We start from the raw sequence: 23,037 nt of genomic DNA on the forward strand, positions 1-23,037 counted from the left end.
GCGATTTTGTTGCATGGGCCCATTTCGCCTATTAAACTATACTTTAAGAAGAGGACCAAGTTTCTTGGTCCTCTTCTTAAAGCTGGAGCTAATTTTGGCGGTATCAAATATCAAGATCCTGCTCACATGTTATACGATAATAAGTAAATTCTATTCTTATCAAGATTCATCATTCCAATCATTACATTGTCGAAGCTGGAGTTAAATACATCAGTCCCTGAAATTGAAGCGTTGGTTTGGTTATTTCTTATCACAAAGTATCCTTTGTCAGCATTGAGTGGTATTAGTTTAGAAGTTGTCTCATCTGTTATCGCCCTGATCTTTTTGAAGAATGAAGCCGCAAAATCTGAAGGAAGCGGGAGTTCGGACCAATGATTCTCGCGGCCCTTTTCCGCTATTATTTTCATACTCTCAGAATCGACTTGATAGATATACACCCGATACCCATCTCCCATTGCCCCATATGATTTCTTACTCAATATAATTTCGCTTTTTTTGGGCAGTTGTATTCCGAACTTATCGTTAAAAAATTCTATTTCTTTACTACTATCAAAATAACCTTTATACAACACTGCTAATAAGATTATTAAAATAACGAATCCACCAATAATTACTCTTGTGTTTTTCATCAAATCATATCCTCTATTTTTAATAGTGAGAGCACAATTTGTAAATATATGGGTATAATTAAAATTAACACTATTTAAGAATGACTAGAAATTCATTACTACAAGAAAGGGGACAATAACTCCCTTTGATTGAGTAAGCCACATTGTATTTACGGCAGTTCCGGCTATACCTTGATAATCAGCGTTAACGGCATAATCATATCTATCTGTAATACTAACGGTTCCGTTATTCCATTTGTAATTATAATTATGAATAGCATAATATAAATCATTATCTTTAGTACTAGAACCTTTTGAAAAGGCTCCACTACCAGATCCGGTGGATTGAGTAGTTCTAAGTCTTGCTAATTCGGCAGTTCCATTTGCCTGACTTTTATAGTATGGAGTGTATGAGCCACCATTTGAAGATTGTTTGGCATAAGTTAGTAACTCAGAAGCCAATTCTGTCACGAATGCCATATAGAAAGGGGGAAAAGGGATGAATAACAGGAAACGTAAAAATAAACCAAGCCGACGCGTGACCGGTCGGCATTGGTTTATTTGATTTCGGCGCGGTAATGTTTGGGGGAGGAGCCCTTCACCTTCTTGAACATTTTGGAGAACAGCAGGGGATCGTTGTAGCCTACGGACCTGGAGATGTCAGCAATAGACAGCCCGGTGTTCCCCATCATTTCACATGCCTTATTAATTCTATGGCGGATTAGATACTCCTGAATGCTGAGATGCATGCTCTGCTTGAACAACGAGCACAAATAGCTGCGGTTGAGTCCGATAAACCGGGCGATATCCTCAACGGTGAACTTATACGGATAATTCATTTCAATGAAATTCGTTACCTTCTCGACATAAATCTCTGTTCTTGATTCCGTATATTCATACTCTGGGGAAGTCACCGGACTGGATTCAATCAGAAGAGACAGCAATAAATACAGCAGGCCTGTCAGCTTGGTTTCCCGGGCTTTACCTAATCCACCGGATTCAATCATCATCTGTAAGTACTGTTCAATCCTATTGTCCTGGTCATAGCAGAAGATAGGGGAGCTCTTCGATATACCTGCTTGCTTGAGAAGCGTCTCCGCAGAGGTCCCTTCAAACCCGAACCAACAATAAGACCAGGGGTTCGCGGTTCCGGCCTGATAGTATGTGATTATATCCGGACATATCAAAAAGCCTTGTCCTCTCCGCAGCTCATAACGGGTACCGTCAACCTCAAAGAACCCTTCCCCATCCACAACATAGTGGAGTAAATAGTGGCTCCTTACCGCCGGCCCGAAGAAGTGACCCGGCAGGCATTCCTCATTGCCAAACTGATTAAGATGTAATCCTATATGCTGCTTACTGCGGGGCAAATATTCAATCACAGCAAAACTCCTTTGAAATTAATTTCAAGCATTATAACATATTTAGTGATCATCATGCTATGTACTAAATGTGTATAGATAGTATATCCTTTTAGGAACAAACATCATTAGGTCAAGAATTAACCAAGTATTACACCATGAATAAATAGGGTGTGCTTATCGGAAGAGGGGAGTCAGGTCATGGGCATCATCGTTCAGGAACAAGCAGGGCTGTTTCATCTGCAGTCATCGGGTATGAGTTATATCATTCAAATGATAGACGGGTACCCGGTACATATCTATTGGGGAAGCAAACTGAATCACCGGGAGCCAATGTCCGATATGCTTATCCATACCCCGGATACCGCCGGATTAGACCGCTTACCGCAAGAATACCCGCAATACGGAAGCGGAGACTTCCGCAATCCGGCGTATCAGGTTGAGCTTGTAGATGGAACACGGATTACTGAGCTGACATACACGGGTTACCGGGTGACTAAGGGTAAGCCGTCTCTGGCCGGTCTTCCGGCCGTATATACCGAGGATGAGGCGGAGGCGGACACGCTGGAGCTGGAATTAACCGATGCGTATTCGAGTCTGAAGGTAACATTGTGCTACAGTATCTTCGCAGACCGGAACGTGATCGTCCGCTCGGCCCATTTCAGCAATGCAGGCGGACAGGAGTTACGGCTTCGCCGCGCCTTGAGTGCAAGCATCGACTTTGCTGGCGGACGGGATTTAGAGATGATGTATCTTTCCGGCGCCTGGGCCAGGGAGGGGAATATTACCCGTACACCGCTTCATCAAGGAGAGACCCGGATTGACAGTAAAAGAGGCATGAGCAGCCATCAGTTTAATCCTTTTGCCGCTTTGGTCACTCCCGAGACGACGGAAGCTCAAGGTGAAGCTTTCGGGTTCAGTCTTGTATATAGCGGCGGCTTTGAGGCGGATGCCGAAGTAGATTCCTTTGGCTCTGTCCGGTTCAGCATTGGCATCAATGCCTTTGATTTCGCATGGCTGCTTAGTCCCGGTGAGAGCTTTCAGACACCGGAAACGGTCATGGTCTATTCCGGACAAGGACTGGGAGAGATGTCGCGGACGTATCATCGTCTGTATCGCACCCGGCTGTGCCGGGGAAGGCACCGGGATGAGGAGCGCCCTGTTCTGGTCAATAACTGGGAAGCCACCTATTTTGACTTTAACGCAGACAAGCTGGTATCCATAGCGGAAGAAGGGGCGAAGCTGGGGATCGAGCTGTTTGTGCTGGATGACGGCTGGTTTGGTAAACGGGATTCAGACAATTCCTCATTGGGTGACTGGTACGAGGATCGCCGGAAGCTTCCCGGCGGACTGGCCGATGTTGCGGAACGTATTAACGGGCTGGGGCTGAAGTTCGGGCTCTGGGTTGAACCGGAGATGATCTCTCCGGACAGCGAGCTGTACCGCAGGCATCCGGACTGGTGCCTTCATGTCCCGGGACGCAGACGCAGCGAAGCCAGATGGCAGCTGGTTCTGGATTATACCCGCCAGGAGGTGCGCGATTATATTTTCGACTCGCTTTCTGCTATATTTTCCGCTGTTCCTGTTTCTTATGTGAAGTGGGACATGAACCGGTGCCTGACAGAGATCGGTTCTGCCGAATTGCCGCCGGAACGGCAAGCAGAGACCGCCCACCGCTATGTGCTTGGTTTGTATGAGCTGTTAGAACGTATTACACAGGCGTTTCCGGATATTCTTTTCGAGAGCTGCTCCAGCGGAGGAGGCCGCTTCGATCCGGGTATGCTCTACTACATGCCGCAAACCTGGACCAGTGACAATACGGACGCGGCGGAGCGGCTGAAGATTCAATTCGGCACCAGCCTGGTGTATCCCGTAAGCGCAATCGGGGCTCATGTATCGGCCGTGCCGAACCATCAGGTTGGAAGAATAACTCCGCTTGATTTTAGAGGCAATGTTGCTATGTCCGGAAATTTCGGATACGAGTTGGATTTGACGAAATTCACTGACGAAGACAAGGAAACGGTCCGGCGCCAGATCGTTACCTACAAAGAAATTCGCGGCTTGGTCCAAAAAGGGGATTTATACCGGCTAAAAAGTCCTTTTGAAGGCAATCAGTCAGCCTGGATGTTTGTATCCGGGAACAAGAAGGAAGCCTTGGTCTACTATTTTCAAGTGACAGCGGTGCCGAACGCACCCCGGAGTTATCTGCAGCTCGCCGGTCTTGAACCCGAATTCGGCTATGAAGTCCTGCCGGAGTGCAGCGGGTCTAGGTCTATTTATGGGGGAGATAGACTGATGAAGCTGGGACTGCCCCTGTCCTATCAACAGAAGGACTATGAGAGCGGCTGGTTCAGAGTCCGGGCTACAGATACGCCGAGAGAATGACTGCAATGCATTCATCATAATTTCGAATAATGACTGCCCCTTTCCTATGAGAAGGGGGCATTTTGCGTGAAGCGGCCTATACGGTACGGGAGGATGAGCGATGTTTTTGTTCCGCATGATGAACGATATGAAAATGAAAAAGAAATTGGCCCTTACCTTTATCTCTGCTGCCGTTCTTCCACTGGTGTTATCCGGTCTGTTCTTAACCGGGAAGCTTCGGGAGATTGTTATCAAAGATGCCTTAACCCAAATTTCAAACAACGTGGAGCGTGTTCAAAAACGGACGGAGGAGCTGCTTAAGGTGCCGCTGGATATTTCTTACCGGCTGACGGTTGATAACAGGATGAAAAGAGTAGCCACCCAACAGTACGAGGATTACGCCGATGTTATTCAAGCCTACCGGGAGTATACAGATATCCGGGATTACATTCAGCTGTACAAAGAGATATCCGGCATACGTGTGTACGTTGTGAATCCGGGGGCGCTCAATAACTGGGAGTTCATTCAACCGGATGAGAGAATCATGGCAAAAACCTGGTACAAGGAGGCCATAGAACAAAAAGGGCTTGCCGGCTGGAATCTGATCAAAGATGAACAAAGCGGATCAGAGCAGCTCAGCCTGATCCGTTCGTTCTCGGCGGATTCGCTTGGACGTAAGGGCGTTCTGGCTATTAACATAGATCAGCGGCAATTAAGCTCTATTCTCGATCAGGAATCCTTCACCACAATGATTGTGGATAACAAAAACCGGATTGTCGGCTCCAATGAGGCCGGTTATTGGGGGAGGGAATTATCTGAAATGGATGGAGACCAACAGATTCTATCCGGGCAAGAGGGAAGTTACGATACGGTAATCAACGGCAGAGACTCTAAAGTAGTTGTCGCGAGCCTGGAACCCGAGAACAGCTGGAACGGGCTGCGCATTATTTCGATTTTTACTTATTCAGACATGATGAGGGATGCCAACCGGGTCATTCGGCTTGGGGCCATTGTAATAACCGCCAGCCTGATTTTTGCAGCGGTGCTTATCTATGCTTTTGCATCGCTGCTGTCCGGGAGGCTGCTTCGTTTAAGCAAGCATATGACAAGGGTAGGGTCCGGTTCCTGGGAAGCTTACCTCCATATTGACGGCAAAGATGAAGTGGGATTACTGTCCCGGCAGTTTAATTCGCTTATTAGAAGCGTGCATGAACTGGTTCAAGAAGTTCAGGATACGAATAATCAAAAAATTCTGGTAGAGCAGAGACAGAATGAGATGCGATTCAAGATGCTGGCGAGTCAGATCAATCCGCACTTTCTGTTCAATTCGTTGGAGTCGATCCGCATGGAAGCCCATATACGCAAGCAGGATGATATCGCGGAAGCGGTATGGCTTCTGAGTACGCTTCTGCGCAGCAGCCTGGAGGCCGGTAACGGGAGTATTCCTCTGTGCAAGGAGCTTGAGCGTGTGCGCTGTTATCTTGATATGCAAAAGTTCCGGTATGAAGACCGCTTGGAATACCGCCTGGTGTCTGATCCTGATCTGGATACCATGCCGGTCCCTCCGTTGATTATCCAACCGCTGGTGGAGAACTCAATCATCCATGGTCTGGATAACCGCGAAGAGGGAGTAACGGTTTGGGTTGAAATAAGCAGGGTGCCGAAGGGTGCCTCAGTTAAAGTGAGTGACAATGGAGCAGGCATCACGCCGGAACGGCTCGCGGGTATCCGGGCGGAGCTTGCTGAATCCATACATGAGCAGGAGAGCGAGCGGATCGGTATTCGAAACGTGAACGACCGGCTTGTGCTGCTGTACGGGGGAACGAGCGCCCTGAACATTGAGAGCACGCCGGGACAAGGCACTGTCATTACATTTTATATTCCTGGAGGTGTACCTGTTGATTAAGGTCGTTATCGTGGACGATGAGCCCAAACTCAGGCAAGGACTGCAGACGCTAATTCCATGGGGAAGCCTGGGTTATACCGTTGTGGCTGCCGCAGGCAATGGCAGAGAAGCCTTAAAGATCATTGAGGAGGAAGCTCCGGAAGTCGTTGTAGCAGATATCCGGATGCCCGTTATGGATGGCTTGCAGCTCATTGAGCAGGTAAGAGCGGCTGGTCATAACACGCAATTTATTATTTTGAGCGGATATGCGGATTTTGAGTATGCCAAGCAAGCGATCCGTTACGGTGTGGCCGGATACCTGCTTAAACCGGTGAATATCGGTGAAATGTCAGCTACTTTACAGCTTGTGAGGGAACGGATTGAAGAGGAAGAACGTAAGCGGACAAGCCCTCAGACAGAGACGCTGGACCGGGACTTATACCTGCATCGTCTGCTGGTCCCTCAGGAGAAGCCGGGAGAATCGATAAGGCTTGGTGCCGGCATAGGACAACCTGATTGGTTATGGAGCGGCAGCTACGAAGTCGTGGTAATTGTTCCGCGTGTTCCGGAAGCGGAACTGCCGGATGCGCTCAACCGGCTGGCGGCCGGGCTGAAGGCAATGGCAGAGGAGCGGGACCTGGGGGCTGTAACCATCATATCCCCCTATGTGGTGCTTCTGCTCAACGCGCCGCTGCGCGGATCGCAGCGGCGTGATAACCTGTACGGCGAGATCCGGAATATTGCCGCCGGAATCCGGTTTATTGCGGCAACCGGGGGGGCTGTTACCGAAGCCGGACTTATTTGCAATTCATATTCGAAAGCCAGAGAAGCGGCGAAGCTGTCTTTTTTCAGTGATAGAGATCGTCTGCTGGAGCCGGATTATCCTCCTGTCTGCCCGCCGGTACCTGCCGGTTTGACAGAAGACAACAATGAAGAGTATATGAGGGATTTAATCCTCCGCCTGTATTACTGCCTGGATGTAGGGAATAAGGCGATGGTAGCGCAGCTGCTGAATGAGGCGGCAGCGATGTATTGCGGGCAGCGGCAAGATGAGAATCACGTTAAACAAGCCTTCTTTTTTCTTTGCAATGGAATCATTCATAAGCTTGCCGCCGCCTCCCGTTTAGAAGGGAAAGAGACGGAGAAGGTCTCGCATTTCTTGAACGGAATCTATCAGCATGACCGGTTACAGCAGCTAATAGAGGATATCCGCCGCTTTCTTCTGGATTTTGTGGAAGAATCTGATACACAGGGCAAAGAGCATGAATTCAAGCGGATGATCGACTTTATTCATAAGCATTATGCGGAAGACTTGAAATTATCAACATTGGCCGGGCTGCTGAACTATAGTACCCCTTATTTGGGTCAGTTGTTCAGAATGAAGACCGGAGAGTATTTTAACACCTACCTGGACAAGGTCCGTATCCAGAGAGCCAAGGAACTGCTGGCCCAAGGAATGAAAGTGTATGAAGTGGCAGAGCAGGTGGGTTACACGAGCGTAAATTACTTTTTCAGCAAATTTAAAAAGTATGAAGGCCGGTCGCCGTCGGATTATAAGAATCCATAATTTCTAGATGATTTTTCCCGAAATCATTGGTATAGGAAGCCCCTCTTCTCTAATTTATGATAGTTATGGAGAGAGGGGAGGAAGTATGAAAACGATAACGTTGAATACGGAAAACGTATACACAAAAAGAAAAAAGAGCGTTTGGAGGGAGTTAGGAAATCAGAAGTATCTTTACTACATGTCAGTACCCTTTGTACTTTGGGTGTTTGTCTTCCAGTACTTGCCTTTGTGGGGCTGGACGATGGCCTTCCAGAAATATAGACCCGGAGTGAGTTTTTTTGAACAAAAGTGGGTGGGCTTTGATCACTTTCATACCTTGTTCAAGGATGACCATTTCTATCAGGTGCTGCGCAACACGCTGGCTATGAGCTTTATGGGGCTGATTGCCGGTTTTATCGTGCCGGTCGTTTTTGCACTGCTCCTCAATGAGGTTCGTGTTCAGGCAATGAAGAGGTTCGTCCAGACCGTGTCCTATCTTCCGCATTTTGTCTCCTGGGTAGTTGCTGCAGGGATCGTTACCAAAATGCTATCCACGGACGGCGGAATTGTAAACGATATCCTTCTCGGCCTGAACCTTATTGATCAACCGATTCAGTTTATGGCACAGGGGAACTTATTCTGGGGAATCGTGACCGGTTCAGATATATGGAAGGAAACAGGGTGGAACGCCATTATATACCTTGCCGCCATTTCCGGGATTGGCCCGGAATTATACGAAGCGGCCAGGGTGGACGGAGCGAGCCGTCTGCGGCAAATGTGGCATATTACGCTGCCTGGCATCCGGCCGACCATCATCGTTCTTTTAATTATGTCGATTGGCCATTTACTGGGTACAGGGTTTGAGAAGCAATTTCTGCTGGGGAATCACCTGGTCATTGATTACTCTGAAGTGCTGGATTTGTATGCGCTTAATTATGGTTTGGCTATGGGCAGATACTCCTTCGGAACGGCAATCAACATTTTCAACTCGGTGATCAGCCTGCTTCTATTGTTTGCTGCCAATGGTATATTCAAGCGGTTTACTAACGAAAGCATCATGTAGATAGAGAGAGAGAGGAGGGGTTCCACATCAACCACCGTTCGAAATCAACACAGGACCGGATACTGGCATTCGTAGTTTATCTGTCCATGATTGTGGTAACCGTATTGACGATATATCCGTTCTTGAACGTACTGGCGATTTCGCTTAACAATTCAGTAGATACCGTCCGGGGCGGGATTACCATCTGGCCGCGGGAGTTCACGCTGGATAACTATAGCCTGATTTTCACTTATGGAAGCTTAATAACCGGATTTAAAATATCGGTACTGCGGACGCTTATCGGTACTATAGCAGGTCTGATCAGCGGTTCAATGCTTGCTTACACTCTTGCTCGCAGTGACTTTCAGGCGAGGAGATTTATATCCATCTTTCTGGCGGTTACCATGTACATCTCCGGCGGTCTGATTCCGGGATTCATATTGATGAGAGATTTGAACCTGATCGGTACCTTTGCGGTGTACATTCTGCCGGGACTTGTAAGCGCCTTTAATGTCTTCGTGATCCGCTCCTTCATTGATGGACTGCCGTATGCGCTGCAGGAGTCAGCGAAGCTGGACGGAGCCAACGACTTTACGATTTACTGGCGTGTAATACTGCCGCTGTGTAAGCCGGCCTTAGCTACCGTAGCCCTTTTCCTCGCGGTAGGACAATGGAACTCCTGGTTCGATACGTATCTGTTCAACGGGTCAGACGAAGCTTTGACCACGCTGCAGTATGAGTTAATGAAAATTCTGCAAAGCACAACGACAAGTGCAACGAATTCCCAGGACGCGGCGAATATGGCTGAGCGAATGTCACAAATCTCACCGGAATCGGTCAAAATGGCAATCACGATTGTCGTCACTGTGCCTATTCTTATCGTCTATCCCTTCCTGCAAAAGTATTTTGTCAAAGGCATGACGCTTGGAGCTGTTAAGAGTTAGACCGTTCTTGTTCAAATAGCATTTATCCATTATCTAGGGGGTTAGCTTCATGAAGCCAGATAAAAAAGGAATGATACTGTCTTCCGTGCTTGCACTGACTTTAGCGACCACGCTTGCCGGTTGCGGAGGGAATAACGGCTCCAGTGCCGGAGAGGACAGTAACAAGGAAGGTGCTTCCGGTTCGGATGTAAAGCCGGTCACGCTCTCCTATTTCTCCGAGGACAGCAGTACCAATTGGAATAACATGCAGGATGAAGTAGGTAAGGTGATTGCCGAAAAAACCGGTGTGACCCTGGATGCCGAGTTTGCAGTGGGTGATCCGGTTCAAAAGATGTCACTGATTGCGGCCACAGGCAATTATCCTGATTTGATCGCCGCAAAGGCGGATGTCGGCAAGCTTGTTGACGCCGGAGCGGTACTCGATTTAACGGAATTGATCGACAAGCATGCCCCTAATATCAAAAAAATGCTCGGTGATAAGCTTGTCCGGACCAAGTACAGCTTGGATGACCAGGCTATCTATGCGATTCCAACCTGGTCCTCCGTAGATGAGAGAAAGTTTAAAGCCGACGGAGGCTTTGAGCTGCAGCACCGTGTTGTCAAAGAAGCCGGTTATCCGGAAATACGCACAGTAAAGGATTTTGAAAAGGTCATCCAGGAGTATATCACCAAGCATCCGAAGGACGAAAACGGAAATAAAAATATCGGTCTTTCCCTGAACGGAGACGACTGGCATATGTACCAAGTCACCAATTCGGGATTTCAGACGACCGGAGGGCCGGATGACGGGGAATATTTCATTGATCAGGAAACCCATCAGGCAACATATCATTTCCGCCGTCCGGAAGAAAAAGAGTATTTCCGCTGGCTGAATCACATGAACGATATCGGTCTGCTTGATCCGGAGAGCTTCGTGCAGAAGACGGACCAGTTCAAGGCGAAGGTCGCCTCCGGCCGGGTTCTGGGTCTGGCTGATCCGGAATGGGATTATGGAGATGCCCAGAATGCGCTAAAGGCTGCCGGAAAATTGGATCAGACCTACGGGCATTATCCGGTCACGATGAGTGAGAAATACAAGGACACCAGCTTCTGGCCGGCCGGCTTTGACGGAGGTTATGGTATTTCAATCTCAAGCAAATGCAAGGACCCGGTGCGTGCGATTCAGTTCCTCGATTACCTTGCCTCGGAAGAAGGGCAAATCCTGAACAACTGGGGAATAGAAGGGAAACATTACAGTGTTGAAAATGGTAAACGGAAGGTTATTCCGGCTGTACAGGAACGCATGGATAAGGACAACGCAGCCTTCCAAAAAGAATCCGGTGTCGGGCTCTACTGGAATCTGATGGTCCATTACGGAGACGGTATTAAAGATTCAACCGGAAATTACTTTACCCGCAGTTATCCGGAGCAGCTGACCGCAAGTTACAGTGCACCGGAGAAGGAAACGCTGAAAGCATACGGCGCCGAACATTGGAAGGATCTTTTCCCGTCAGAAGATGAATTTAAGCCCAGAGCTTATGGTGCGGCTTACACGATGTCACTCGCCAGCGACGATCCTGCTGTGATCCTGGGAGCCAAGATGAAGGACATCACCTGGAAGAGAATCCCTGAAGCCATTATGTCCAAGCCGGGAGAGTTCGATCGAATCTGGGATGCCTATATGGCAGATCTGGATAAGGCCGGAGTGAAGGAAATGGAAGAAGCGTATACCCTGCATATTCAGAACCGCATCAAGCTGTGGTCCACTAAGTAAAATTGTTGATCAAGCGGGCTTGTTTCCAGCATGACAGGAGGGGAACGAGCCCGCTGTTCTATAGAGAGAAGCTCATTAGACACAAACGAGTGAGAGAGCACAATATTAATGTAAGCGGTTAATAATGTGGAAAAACCGTGCTGCAATTTAATTTGCCGGGAGGAAAGCTGATGCGGTTATACATCAAAAGAAAGCTAGTAGGCTCGCTGTGTTTAATGATCCTTTTTACTTTACTGACCAACCTGGGTGAGGGTGATTCAAAGGCTGCTGCCTTCACGAATAATGAGCAGCCGAGCGTCATCCAAGCCACTTATGCGGATGCAGTGTTGAACGGTTATGGCATCGAGAAACGCGGTCCCGTCTATGAGGATCATGACCAGCTCTACGACGGTGACGGCTATATTTCCTTCTTTTTCGCGGAAAATGCTTCTTCACCGGAAGAGGCCGGTAATGCAACCTTTAAGGTGAATGCTCCAGAGGCCGGATTATATAAGCTAAGCATAGGCTACTATATCCCCGAAGGCTACGGCGGAAAAGCAACCGGGATACAGGTTAACGGGACTGGTGCTGGAGAACTTATGCTGGATGCGCCTGCGGCAGGCACCGTCCGGGCCGAGAAAATGGTCAGCAAAGTACTGCTTAACGCTGGAGAAAATACAATTAAGATTACCCGGGGCTGGGGCTATTACGGGATCGAGTTCATCCTGCTTGAACCGGCCAATGCCCAGGCGGCTGGAAACCTGCTTGAGGCAGAGGAAGGTATGATGAGCGGCAGCGTCTCGATAGGGGCTGACGGGTCCGGATATTCGGGAGACGGATACGCCGCCTTTCAGCAATCCGGATCACTGACCCTGAATTATAAAGCTCCTGCTGCCGGAATGTTCGATATTCTCATAAGGTATAGCTCGCCAAATGGCGAGAAGAAGACCAGTATCGTGTTGAACGGGAACACCACTGAAATTACTCTGCCGGAGACGGCCGGTTATAAGGAGATTCCTGCCGGAAAAGCATGGCTCAAGGAAGGCGATAACGTCATTGAATTCCTGGCTAACTGGGGTTGGTACAATATCGACTACGTTAAGCTGACGGCTGCGGCTGCGCCGGAGCGGCCCGTTGTGTCAACAACCCTGATTAATCCGGATGCAAGTCCCGAAGCCCGGTCGTTAATGAACTTTCTGGATCGCCAGTATGGCCGGAAATTGATTTCGGGTCAGCAAACGCTGGAGGATGCTGAGTGGATCTTCCGGCAAACCGGGAAATATCCGGCGATACTCGCCACCGATGTAATGGACTACTCCCCCTCGCGTGTCGAGAAGGGGGCTACTTCAACCGAAATTGAGAAAATCATCGCTTGGCACAAGCGCGGCGGAATTATATCGCTGTGCTGGCACTGGAACGCGCCCAAGGGAATTGGCGGGGAAGAGCCAGGTCATGAATGGTATAAAGGATTCTATACGGACTATACGACCTTTGATGTAGAGTATGCGCTCAACCATCCGGATTCCGAGGATTATCAGTTGCTTCTCCGTGATATGGATGCCATTGCGTTCCAGCTGAAACGGCTGCAGGATGCAGGAGTACCGGTGTTGTGGCGGCCGCTTCATGAGGCGGAGGGCGGCTGGTTCTGGTGGGGGGCCAAGGGGCCGGAACCGGCAAAACAGCTATGGAGACTGATGTATGACCGGCTGACTAACCATCACCATCTGAATAACCTCATTTGGGTGTGGAACTCCGAGAAGCCGGAGTGGTATCCGGGAGATGATATCGTGGACATTGCCAGTATTGATATATATAACCCGGCAGGGGACTACAATCCCAGCATCGCAAAGTACGAAAGTCTGGTTTCACTGGTGAACGGCAGAAAGGTCATCGGACTGGCAGAAAACGGGCCGATCCCTGATCCGGAAATGCTGCAGGCTTATAGTGCACACTGGAGCTTCTTCACTACCTGGACCGGCAGCTTTATTAAGGATGGAATTACAAATTCACCGGAGCATTTGAAAAAGGTGTATGAGCACGACAATGTGGTCACCCTTGACGAGCTTCCGCCTGATCTGTATTCCTCACAAAAACACGAGCCGGAGAAGGAAGAGCTCCCGGACTGGAAAGCGATAAATCATTCAGGAAGCACCGTGGATAAGGGGAAGGCGGACCCTTCCAAAACGCAGGTTATCCAGGTCGACGGGGCAGCGCTGATTGCCTCACTTAGACAACAGATGAACAAGCCTGCAGAGTCGCAGCTCTTCGTGATTCAGGCAGATAAAAGTGAGGCGGCAGAGTTCAGGTTCCCGGCATCGGCACTCGTACAAGCAGCCGCCATCACGCCGGATGCGGCAATCCTGATCGAGTGGGACACGGCTTCCTACCGTTTCCCGGTTGCCCTGATCAATGCCGCTGAGGCTGCAGAACATCTGGGAGCCCAGACTGCTGATGTGCAGATCTCGCTTCAGATGAGGAAGCTGGGCAGCAGGCAAGCCGAAGAGATCAGTATGCGGGCTAAGGATAAGGGAGTCCGGTTGGACTCTGAGATGTTTGAATTGAAAGTCCTTGCGTATGCTGGAGAACAATCATTCGAGCTTAATCATTTCGGCAGCCGGTATATATCCCATACGTTCACAATTCCCCAATCTGCCGGGAACGGGTTAACAGCAGTAGGGATTGATCCCGCCACAGGAGAGCTGTCCTTTGTGCCCGCTGTAACCCAGTCAGCGAATGGCGCCACGGTTATAACAATTAAACGTAACGGCGGCGGTATTTATACGACAGGCCAACCGGACCGGATGTTTGACGATCTCCGTGGTCACTGGGCCAAGGAGGATATCGAATTCATGGCGAACAAGCTGCTTGTCCATGGGATGGACGCCCATCACTTTGCTCCCGACCAGTATATGACACGGGCTGAGTTTATTATGTTAATGGCAAGAGCTCTGGGTCTCCAGGCTTCCGGGGCAACCGCTCCATTCTCCGATGTTCCGTTAGGCAAGTGGTATACCGGGGCGATTGCCGGTGCTCATGAGGCAGGGCTGATTACCGGTTATCCGGACGGTACCTTCCGGCCGGATGCTTGGATTACACGCCAGCAAATGACGGATCTGATTGACCGCGCTGCGGCAGTTGCAGGGCATACCATGGAACCCGCACAGGCTGCCCCTGGCTTAACCCCTGATCAGCTTGCGGTCCAAGACCGGGTAGACCGTGCGCAGGCGGTTGTCATGATAAAGCGTCTGCTGATGGACTTAAACTTGATTAATCCTTAATTAATCGGGATTGAATACAATAATGAATGGAGTCTGGACAATGAATGATAGGATTCATGCAGCACCTTGCAATCCAAATGCAACTCAGGAAGTAAAAAACGTATTGCGCTATTTAAGCGAACTATCCGGCAAGGGGATTATTACGGGACAGCATACTCAGACTACCGTACAGAAAGAGCTGAGGTATATTGAAGAGGTAACCGGAAAACTGCCGGCTCTCTGCGGATTTGAATTGCTTGCATACTCCCCTAATATTAACTATGAGGATGCCAGCGAAGATTGCCTGATTGAGGTAGAGGAAAATAAAAATACGCTGGCTCAGGCCTGGGACTGGGTTTTGAATAAACATGGACTTCTTACCTTTACCTGGCACTGGTTCTCACCCTTCGGCAGCCGGGATAAAGGATTCTACACCGAACACACCACATTTGACGCCTCCCGGGCAGTGACTGAAGGAACAGAAGAACATACAATGCTAGTGGCTGATATGGATCATATGGCGGAATTGTTAAAGCCGTTCTGTGAGCAACAGATCCCCATTTTATGGCGCCCTTTTCATGAATCAGAGGGAGAATGGTTCTGGTGGGGCGCCAAAGGCCCCAAAGTTGCCCTACAGTTGTATCGTATGATGTATGAGCGGTATACAAATCATCATGGCTTGAACAACCTGATATGGGTGTGGAATTCACCGCTGCCCGAAGGGTATGTAGGCGACGATGTCTGTGATATTATCTCGCTGGATACCTATCCGCCCAAGCACACTCACACCGACTTGGCGGACGAGTATCATCGGCTGGTACAGATTACACCGGCGAACAAACTTACCGCGCTTGGAGAGATTGGTGTTCTCCCGAGCATCCCCCGCCTGTCAGAGACGCATATCCCGTGGGTGTGGTATATGACCTGGTCGGGCGACTTCGGCTCTACCGAAGAATGGACGACTAAGGAGGAGCTTCGGCGTGCTTATGAGCATCCCTTCTCGGTTACGTTAGACACGCTGCCGCGGCTGTATTGAAGAAAGTTGATGTGAATGAAGGACGCGAAGTTGGCTACTTTTGAGGTCCGTTGAATAAATTACCTAAAATAACCAATTTGAATCGGAAACGATCGTAATTGGTTATTTTTTTGACATCATATTGTGTCCACAACCCTCATGAAGTTCTATCGTGAATTCTATAAAGCTAAGTGGTGAGGGCATACATAAATTAGGAGGTAGAACCGATAAATTGTTAGAAGGATTTGAGAAGGAATAAGAGGAGTAACTCATGGTCATTAGTCTGATTTTTGTTATTTGCAGCGCCGCTTGGGGGGCTGGGATATGGTATTTAATAATCAGGATATTATTATCTCAACTTTCGCAGCCTGAAATCGGCAAGTACGCCTTGATGTAATTGGGCAGAGCGGCGATCCAGTGCTGGAGTTGACTTTTAATCATAGCGGATAGCTTTTTGCCGACTTGATTGGCGATCTCGTTCATCAATTCCACCAGTTGTTGTAAAGCTACTGCCCAATCCAAGGTACCCACTTCATCGCAAAGCAAATAAAACAGTCCACCGAGCGTCCGTTGATCGGTACTTTGCCGATGCTGCCAAGCCAGCAGTATATAACGAGAAAAGACAATGGTGGTATGGCTAATGAGCAGATCGTACGAACGACCTTGGAACTCTTTTTGCAGGCGTAGCAAGGATTTAGTGCATTTAAAAAAGACTTCGATGTCCCAGCGTAAAGCGTAGATTTGAATGATTTCCGGTGCCGTCAGTGTGAGATCCGTCGATAGAATCGCGAGCCACTCGTTTTTCTTGGAGCGATGGCGAACAAAGACCACGACGACCGGAATACCAGGAACCAGTTCCGTATGAATCTGACGCAAAATATTCCGCTGCTTCCCTTGCACTTGTGTAGCGGATCGGTAAAGACCTTTGAGATCGACCGGCTTGCCATGAACGAGATATCGCTTGTTGTCGTTTTTCACCATGCCAATGACATGAAGACCTCGTTCCACCACTCGCCCGATTAAGGGCGCATGAGTGAACCAGCTGTCCATGAGTACGTAAGTCGCAGAAACACCCGAGGCGATGGCCCGATCCAGCAGTTCAGAAACCAGATGTGGGGCCGAAAGAAGAGCTTCTTTTCGGCGTTTGTACCCAGAGGATCGCTTATCGATTTCCGGATGAATACCGGTCAGTAAGGCGAAGTCCAAAGGGAGAAACGTATGGCCGTCCGACCAGCCTAAAGTCAGCATACGAAATCCCTTATAATAAGCACCGGTGGCGTGATCCTTGAACCTAGCCAGAAGTTCTACGGCTTTGCTGCGATTTCGTTCAAACATGGAATCGTCGACGATGAACACGGAAGTTCGCGTGACGGAGGTCAAGGTTTCGACTCGCTGAACGGTGTCGCTGCTGAGTGAAGTCAAGAAACGCCGCCAAGCAAATTGGCTGTGATTCAGAAACCGGTAGACGGCATCTTTGCCAGGAACGCTTCGCCTTTGGAACTTTCGAGCAGACGAAACCAGTTCTTCTGATGAAAAAGCAAGACAAAAACGAGCATAAAGAGATGGGAACAGGTATAACCAAACGTCTTTTTGAATCCTGCTTTTCTCAAGTGCTTCAAGACACCGAGTTCCTGAAAAGCAGGTCTCATTTCAGGTGGGAGTTGATCTAGGGACGACTTTTGTTTTATCATGGAAGGGACACCTCTTCTGTGGTTTAGTGGATCTCGACAATCTCACTTTACCAAATGAAGCGGTGTTTTTCTATGTTGGCAAGATCGTTACTTAAACCAGCTTCACCTTAACACCGGCTTGGGGTCAACTCAATTTTGACTCTGCGAAAGTTGAGTTAATTATTAAACGTTGTCACGTTTTTTCTTTGCTATTAGTTATATATATTAGTAAGGGAAAGGAGGAGAGGGTTATCATTGATAATGAAATAGAGGACATTCTTAAAGGAGATTATAGTGCTTTTGATTCTATTGTTAAGAAGTATCAAAATAAAATTTTTAAGTATTGTTTTTTCTTATTAAGTAATGAACAAGAAGCAGAAGATGCCACCCAAGAGACCTTTATAAAAGCCTTTTTTCAAATCCATTCTTATCGTTATAATAAATCTTTTATAGGATGGTTATACATGATTGCTTTAAATCATTGTCGAACGTTATTGAAAAGGAGAAGCAAATGGAGAGATGGAATGCTTAAATTAACTAGGTGGTCTGAGGAGTTTGAACCTAGTGCAGAAGATGCATATCTATCTCATAATAGTTGTTTACTGGCGGAATATAAAATACTATCCGAGACAGAGAAGTCAATACTGATTCTGCATACTGTTGAAAATTATACTTTTGTTGAAATTTCAAATATCCTAGAAATTCGTACACCAACTGTTCGCAAAAAATTTGAACGGATAAAAATTAAGTTAATAGAAAAAAATGAAGATAAAAAAGACCGGAGGTATTTAAATGAACAAAAAATCGAAATTTGAAGATTTAACAGTAAAGTTAAATGCGGTTTATGAAGTTGATATTTCAGAAAAAGTAATGACTAAAATTGAAGAAATTAGAGTGAGGGGCAATATAAAAAGAAAACAAAATCCGCGGTCAATATTATTATTGTCATCAATTATAGTTTTACTAGTTAGTATTTCGGCCGGAGCAACCTATGCCTTTTCAAATAAATGGAATGGGATTACGATATCTTTAATAGAACAAAATAATGAGTATAGTAATCAAATGAATTCAATGGATAGAATGAGTCAGTGGTTAGAGAATCCTAAAAATATTGAGAAGGAATATAATCTAGTGGTTGATAAGGAGGCTCTAGGTTTTGAGTTTGTAACAAATAAAAAAACAAACATTTCTTTGATTAATCGTGTTGCAGGTCATATAAACCTGAATATTTCTGAGAGTGAAGAAAAAGGAGATATAAAGTTTACACCAGCGATTGTCGATTTTTACAATCATCAACAGCAATGGGTAATGGTAATTCAGAGTAACAATTCAGATGCAACTAAGGCAGTTCGTGGTGAGTCAGAGTTATCAAATGAATTTGTAGGTAATTGGAGAGAAATCAAAAAAACGGATAATATTTTAGCTTTGTATTCTGAAGATGATAACGAGAAAAATATTAATTTGAGCATTATGAATTCCGATAAAACTGTTACTGATATTCAAATAATCGGAAATATCAATAAAGAAGAAATGATTGAATTTATGGAGGGATATCTAGCTGAAGTGAATTGAGAATAAAAGAAATTTAGAATGGTTTAATGAATTGCAAGCTTTATGAAGCAATATATTTAAATAAACAAATTAACTCCTCCCATATTCAAAAGAGACACTCTTCTCATTCTCTGAGATGAGTGTCTCTTTTGGTGGCATGAAAGATCTAATCTTGATATTCCTGGAAAAGTAAATTTTTTTTAAGCAGTTGATAGGCAATATTTCCAGTACGGCTCTGAGAGACTCATTTTAAGCTTAATAGTAAAACTTCTTTTGATTTACCTGAGTAAACTGTTAGGACTATCCTATTGCGAGTTCCCTTTCGATTTCCTCTAGTAAAATTTGTACGCCTGCAAAATCCTGAATTGGACGCTTATTAAGTATAGTGCCATCACCGGATATTATATAACAGAATGGAAAAGTTCTTGTTTGAAATTTCTCCATTTGGTCCATTTCAATATGATGAATAGGGATATCAAGATGATAGAGTTGTTTTTTCTCCATCATCTTTTCATAAGGACCAACCATTACGAGTCCAATTTGATAAAGTGCATTTTCTTCACGAATCAATTTTATGTTCTGGTACAGTGTTTCACAACTTTCACAACCGTGAATACTAAATAACAAGATAGTACTTTTGTAATTACTTTGTATGATATGCAGTAGGCCATCAGAAATTGTAATAAGAACTTTATATGGAAATAAAGTACCTATATCCAAAGTTGAAGATTCAGAAAGTGATAATGTGTTTTCCCTAAAACTGAAATTATCTGCCAGAATTTCGTTCTTCATTTCCTCTATCATAATTTGTATGTTTGAAGAATCTTGGATTGGACGTTTATTTAGTATAATACCTTCTCCAGAGAGGATATAACAAAATGGAAATGTTCTAGTTCCGAATTTTTCCATTTGGTGCATTTCAATATGATGAATAGGAACAACAAGTTGATAGTAATGTTGTTTCTCCATCATTTTCTCATAAGGACCAACCATAATGAGTCCAATCTGATAGTCAACATAGGAATCGATAATCGAATTAATATTCTGATAAAGTATTTCACAGCTCTCACAACCATGAACACTAATGAATAAGATTGTACCTTTAAAATCACTTTGTTTGATGTGTAAGAGATTACCGCCAATTGTGACAAGAGATTTCTCGGGAAATATGGACCCAATATCCATATTAAAATTCTCGGAATTTGAGACTTCATATTTTTCAATAGGTTGTGCAGCTTGAATACTTGAGGGTATTTCTTGAATTGAGCTTTTTTTAATTATTTTTATTAACAAATAAACTATAACAATATTCAAGGTCCATTGAAAAAAAATTGATAATTGAATTAAAAACATTACATAACAGCTCCTTTAAATAAATTTTTATAATTCTAGTGAGATTTTTGGCTTTATAAATAAGAAACACTTGCTAAAACTGCTTTATCACATTTACAATGATTTTTTAAAAAATTTAATAGTAAGACGCATTTCAAACCACTCTTCAATCAATGAGGCTTTACCTCAAACAACCCCAATTCATCATGAAGTTATCATTACTATGCTACGCTTTTATCTCCGTTTTCTTTGGGTGTATATCCGTTTAGTCGTGCTTAACTAAATGAGTTGTCTAAAATTCCCCAGGTAAAAATATTTCACCTATCCTCTAAAACGCAGTCACTTGCTTTATGATTACTTCTGTTTTGGACCAACGCATATCTAACCCTAGAGAGCGAATGTATTTCCTTTCAACACTTTAACCATACGTGTTTTTCTCCAAGTTGAGTCCTACAGCTAACCTCACAAATAAATAGCTGTTGAAAATATCACGAAAGTCTAAAATATATAAATTTATAAAAAAACAAAAAAATAGTGATAAACAATCTACAAAAATTGTTATTTATAGTAGACCCCGTAAAAAATAGGAGGAAAAAATAATGGAAGTTAGCCCTCAGGCACTAAGTAAAAAGACTTGTACTTATTACTCAAATTGTACAACTGATTCTACAGATTCTAACTACAAATATTGTGATTACAGACAATACACTTGTTGTGGATGTTCCAGTCCTATAGATGGAGGGACATTGTTGACTTCGGGTTATAGTAGGTTTCCTAGAGGGATAGCTGATATTAGTTGCTATACTGGTACTTGTTAGTAAAATAATCTAAATCTAAATTCAGATACGGGGTCAAAGACTCAAGGAGAATATAAATTATTCTCCTTGACTTTACTATTCTATAAGTTGGTGATTTTTATATCAGAAAAAAAAACTGTTTTAATAATAAAGATGTTTACTAAATATATGATTTTTTTTTGGAAAGATATTAAAAGAGAACTGTTTTTTTTAATAGTTGTAAGGTTACTTAACTCAATTTCACCGGTTATTCAGTTGATTATCACCAAAAATTTAATAGATTCATTAAGTATATATTTTCAAACTGGAGGTAAAGAAAGATTACATGAAAGCTTTTTATATCTATTTATTCAATCTTCAATTTTGATTTCTAATAATTTAATTTCTATGTTTGAGAGAATAAATAACTCAAAGATGCAGATAAAAATAAATTACAACGTAGAAGAAAAAATAATAAAAAAATCATCGAATATTCCATTATATAACTACGATAGGGGGAATTTCTATGATCAATTATTAAGAGCCTCATCTGGTCAAAGCCAGCGGGTTGTTGAAATATTAAACGGTCCAATGCTATTCGTACAATATTTAATTACTCTTATGACTTTAGTTGGAATACTTCTGAAATTTCATTATTTCACTTTGATAACATGCCTAATCCTTTCAATTCCTCCATTAATGCTTAATTTATATCTTAGTAAGGCCCGTTACAAATTAGTTAAAGAACTTACACCATTATCAAGAAAAGTTAATTATTTATTAAATATATTAAAAAGCAAAGAATATGCTAAAGAAATTAGAATTTTTCAATTACAAGATTATTTTATTGAACGATGGAGAAAGAATTTTCAAATTTCATCTAAAATTCAGTTAACTTTTGATTACAAAAGTAGCTTAACTCAAAACTTATTGAATTGTATATGTGTAGTTGTTATTGCGTTGAATTTAGCTTTATTTGTATTTATTGGTCCTGAGCAAAAATTAAGTATAGGAGAGTATTTAACAATTTCTCAAGCATTTATAACTGTCCAAGGAATTTTATTATCTATTGCGTTATCCATATCGGGATCATATGAAAACTTTATTCAATTAAGCGATTTAATAGAATTTTTAGAAATTCCAGAAGATAAGGATACTAATGAAGAATCTGTCGACACTATCCCAATTGTTAGAAAGTTAAGCGTTAATAATTTAAGTTATTCTTATGAAGGAAATAGTCAATTCACATTAAAAAATATTTCGTTCTGTTTAGAGCGTGGGCAGAGAGTAGCTATTGTTGGGAAGAATGGTGCTGGGAAAAGTACACTCGTTAAATGTCTGCTTGGCCTCTACAAAAATTATAGTGGTACCATTTTATATGGAGCGACAGATTTGAAAACTATATCCCAAAAAGCTTTACATAAACATGTTAGCGCAATTTTTCAAGATTTTTCGAAATATAACTTTTCTATAATTGAAAATATTGCTGTTGGAGAAATTTCGAAAATTGAAGATTTGCAACAAATAAAAAGTGCAGCAAAAAAGAGCGGAGCTTCTGACTTTATTGAAAAGTTACCTATGGGTTATAGCACCGGTTTAGGCAGTATGTTTGATAAAGGGGTGGAGTTGTCAGGAGGACAGTGGCAAAAAGTAGCTTTAAGTAGGGCTTATTTTAGTGAAGCAGAGATCATTGTTTTAGATGAACCAGCAGCTTCATTAGATCCTTATGCTGAAGCTGATCTCTATCAGAATTTCTCTGACCTGTCTGAAGACAGAATTACGATTATGATTTCTCATAGATTAAATAGCTGTGTTAATGCAGATGTAATACTTGTTATGGATAATGGCATGATAATTGAGCAAGGTTCTCACGATGAACTTATTAGATTAAAAGGTATATATACGGAAATGTATAGTTTACAATCAAAGAATTTTAATTGATTTTTTGTAGGGG

At 44.5% G+C, this 23,037-nt stretch carries 16 protein-coding genes; 11 read left to right on the forward strand and 5 right to left on the reverse strand.

Going from position 1 to position 23,037, the window contains the following annotated elements; translation table 11 throughout:
* Positions 1 to 122: 122 nt before the first annotated feature.
* From HQN87_RS08870 to HQN87_RS08880, 3 genes are all read right to left on the reverse strand, one after another.
* Positions 123 to 629 carry a hypothetical protein gene (locus HQN87_RS08870; RefSeq protein ID WP_173130837.1) on the reverse strand — a complete coding sequence of 169 codons (507 nt, stop codon included), beginning with the start codon at positions 627 to 629 and terminating at the stop codon, positions 123 to 125.
* Between the two features lie 84 nt (positions 630 to 713).
* The gene (locus HQN87_RS08875; protein WP_173130840.1) at positions 714 to 1,079 is read right to left on the reverse strand and encodes a hypothetical protein; all 366 of its coding nucleotides are present in this window, start codon (positions 1,077 to 1,079) and stop codon (positions 714 to 716) included.
* A gap of 86 nt (positions 1,080 to 1,165) precedes the next feature.
* Positions 1,166 to 1,990 carry an AraC family transcriptional regulator gene (locus HQN87_RS08880; protein WP_173130843.1) on the reverse strand — a complete coding sequence of 275 codons (825 nt, stop codon included), beginning with the start codon at positions 1,988 to 1,990 and terminating at the stop codon, positions 1,166 to 1,168.
* 180 nt (positions 1,991 to 2,170) lie between these two features.
* On the opposite strand from HQN87_RS08880, the gene HQN87_RS08885 reads away from it, so the two are divergent.
* The 8 genes from HQN87_RS08885 to HQN87_RS08920 all read left to right on the forward strand — a co-directional run bounded on the left by HQN87_RS08885 (position 2,171) and on the right by HQN87_RS08920 (position 15,775).
* Complete coding sequence (locus HQN87_RS08885) at positions 2,171 to 4,354, forward strand: alpha-galactosidase (RefSeq protein ID WP_173130846.1); 2,184 nt, start codon at positions 2,171 to 2,173, stop codon at positions 4,352 to 4,354.
* A 100-nt stretch (positions 4,355 to 4,454) separates the two neighbouring features.
* Positions 4,455 to 6,239 carry a sensor histidine kinase gene (locus HQN87_RS08890; protein ID WP_173130848.1) on the forward strand — a complete coding sequence of 595 codons (1,785 nt, stop codon included), beginning with the start codon at positions 4,455 to 4,457 and terminating at the stop codon, positions 6,237 to 6,239.
* A complete protein-coding gene (locus HQN87_RS08895) occupies positions 6,223 to 7,785 on the forward strand; it encodes a response regulator (protein WP_367272678.1) in 1,563 nt (520 codons plus the stop codon). Before HQN87_RS08890 ends, HQN87_RS08895 begins: the two co-directional genes overlap by 17 nt.
* An 85-nt stretch (positions 7,786 to 7,870) precedes the next feature.
* Positions 7,871 to 8,827: an ABC transporter permease gene (locus tag HQN87_RS08900; protein ID WP_173131409.1), complete on the forward strand. Its 957-nt coding sequence runs from the start codon at positions 7,871 to 7,873 to the stop codon at positions 8,825 to 8,827.
* Between the two features lie 86 nt (positions 8,828 to 8,913).
* Positions 8,914 to 9,750, forward strand: coding sequence for a carbohydrate ABC transporter permease (locus HQN87_RS08905; protein ID WP_246553360.1), 837 nt, complete (start codon positions 8,914 to 8,916; stop codon positions 9,748 to 9,750).
* Between the two features lie 49 nt (positions 9,751 to 9,799).
* Positions 9,800 to 11,503, forward strand: a complete 1,704-nt coding sequence (locus tag HQN87_RS08910) for an ABC transporter substrate-binding protein (protein WP_173130855.1) — start codon at positions 9,800 to 9,802, stop codon at positions 11,501 to 11,503.
* 215 nt (positions 11,504 to 11,718) lie between these two features.
* On the forward strand, positions 11,719 to 14,760 hold the full coding sequence (locus tag HQN87_RS08915; RefSeq protein ID WP_173130858.1) for a glycosyl hydrolase: 3,042 nt from the start codon (positions 11,719 to 11,721) through the stop codon (positions 14,758 to 14,760).
* Between the two features lie 40 nt (positions 14,761 to 14,800).
* A complete protein-coding gene (locus tag HQN87_RS08920; RefSeq protein ID WP_173130861.1) occupies positions 14,801 to 15,775 on the forward strand; it encodes a glycosyl hydrolase in 975 nt (324 codons plus the stop codon).
* Positions 15,776 to 16,108: 333 nt separating this feature from the next.
* Here the strand turns inward: HQN87_RS08920 and HQN87_RS08925 are convergent, their stop codons facing one another.
* Positions 16,109 to 17,350 (reverse strand): IS4 family transposase, encoded by a 1,242-nt coding sequence (locus HQN87_RS08925; protein ID WP_436836462.1) that lies wholly within the window; start codon positions 17,348 to 17,350, stop codon positions 16,109 to 16,111.
* Positions 17,351 to 17,630: 280 nt separating this feature from the next.
* Here HQN87_RS08925 and HQN87_RS08930 point away from each other — a divergent pair, with 280 nt between their 5' ends.
* Together HQN87_RS08930 and HQN87_RS08935 are read left to right on the forward strand one after the other, a co-directional pair.
* On the forward strand, positions 17,631 to 18,239 hold the full coding sequence (locus tag HQN87_RS08930; protein WP_173130864.1) for an RNA polymerase sigma factor: 609 nt from the start codon (positions 17,631 to 17,633) through the stop codon (positions 18,237 to 18,239).
* Positions 18,217 to 18,996: a hypothetical protein gene (locus tag HQN87_RS08935; protein ID WP_173130867.1), complete on the forward strand. Its 780-nt coding sequence runs from the start codon at positions 18,217 to 18,219 to the stop codon at positions 18,994 to 18,996. Before HQN87_RS08930 ends, HQN87_RS08935 begins: the two co-directional genes overlap by 23 nt.
* Before the next feature lie 279 nt (positions 18,997 to 19,275).
* Here HQN87_RS08935 and HQN87_RS08940 read toward each other — a convergent pair whose 3' ends face one another.
* On the reverse strand, positions 19,276 to 20,328 hold the full coding sequence (locus HQN87_RS08940; protein WP_173130870.1) for a hypothetical protein: 1,053 nt from the start codon (positions 20,326 to 20,328) through the stop codon (positions 19,276 to 19,278).
* Positions 20,329 to 21,257: 929 nt separating this feature from the next.
* Between HQN87_RS08940 and HQN87_RS08945 the strand changes: the two genes are divergently transcribed.
* Positions 21,258 to 23,024, forward strand: a complete 1,767-nt coding sequence (locus HQN87_RS08945; protein ID WP_173130873.1) for an ABC transporter ATP-binding protein — start codon at positions 21,258 to 21,260, stop codon at positions 23,022 to 23,024.
* The last annotated feature ends 13 nt before the right edge of the window (positions 23,025 to 23,037 follow it).

The sequence above is a fragment of the Paenibacillus tritici genome, assembly GCF_013204885.1.
GTDB classification, from domain to species: domain Bacteria; phylum Bacillota; class Bacilli; order Paenibacillales; family Paenibacillaceae; genus Paenibacillus_AQ; species Paenibacillus_AQ tritici.

Bases quoted from the DNA above. Each gene is read 5' to 3' on its own strand.
- HQN87_RS08920 (WP_173130861.1), top strand. From the start codon at position 14,801: ATGAATGATAGGATTCATGCAGCACCTTGCAATCCAAATGCAACTCAG.
- HQN87_RS08945 (WP_173130873.1), top strand. From the start codon at position 21,258: ATGTTTACTAAATATATGATTTTTTTTTGGAAAGATATTAAAAGAGAA.
- HQN87_RS08900 (WP_173131409.1), top strand. From the start codon at position 7,871: ATGAAAACGATAACGTTGAATACGGAAAACGTATACACAAAAAGAAAA.
- HQN87_RS08910 (WP_173130855.1), top strand. From the start codon at position 9,800: ATGAAGCCAGATAAAAAAGGAATGATACTGTCTTCCGTGCTTGCACTG.
- HQN87_RS08940 (WP_173130870.1), bottom strand. From the start codon at position 20,328: ATGTTTTTAATTCAATTATCAATTTTTTTTCAATGGACCTTGAATATT.
- HQN87_RS08915 (WP_173130858.1), top strand. From the start codon at position 11,719: ATGATCCTTTTTACTTTACTGACCAACCTGGGTGAGGGTGATTCAAAG.
- HQN87_RS08885 (WP_173130846.1), top strand. From the start codon at position 2,171: ATGGGCATCATCGTTCAGGAACAAGCAGGGCTGTTTCATCTGCAGTCA.
- HQN87_RS08890 (WP_173130848.1), top strand. From the start codon at position 4,455: ATGTTTTTGTTCCGCATGATGAACGATATGAAAATGAAAAAGAAATTG.
- HQN87_RS08870 (WP_173130837.1), bottom strand. From the start codon at position 629: ATGAAAAACACAAGAGTAATTATTGGTGGATTCGTTATTTTAATAATC.
- HQN87_RS08935 (WP_173130867.1), top strand. From the start codon at position 18,217: ATGAACAAAAAATCGAAATTTGAAGATTTAACAGTAAAGTTAAATGCG.
- HQN87_RS08905 (WP_246553360.1), top strand. From the start codon at position 8,914: ATGATTGTGGTAACCGTATTGACGATATATCCGTTCTTGAACGTACTG.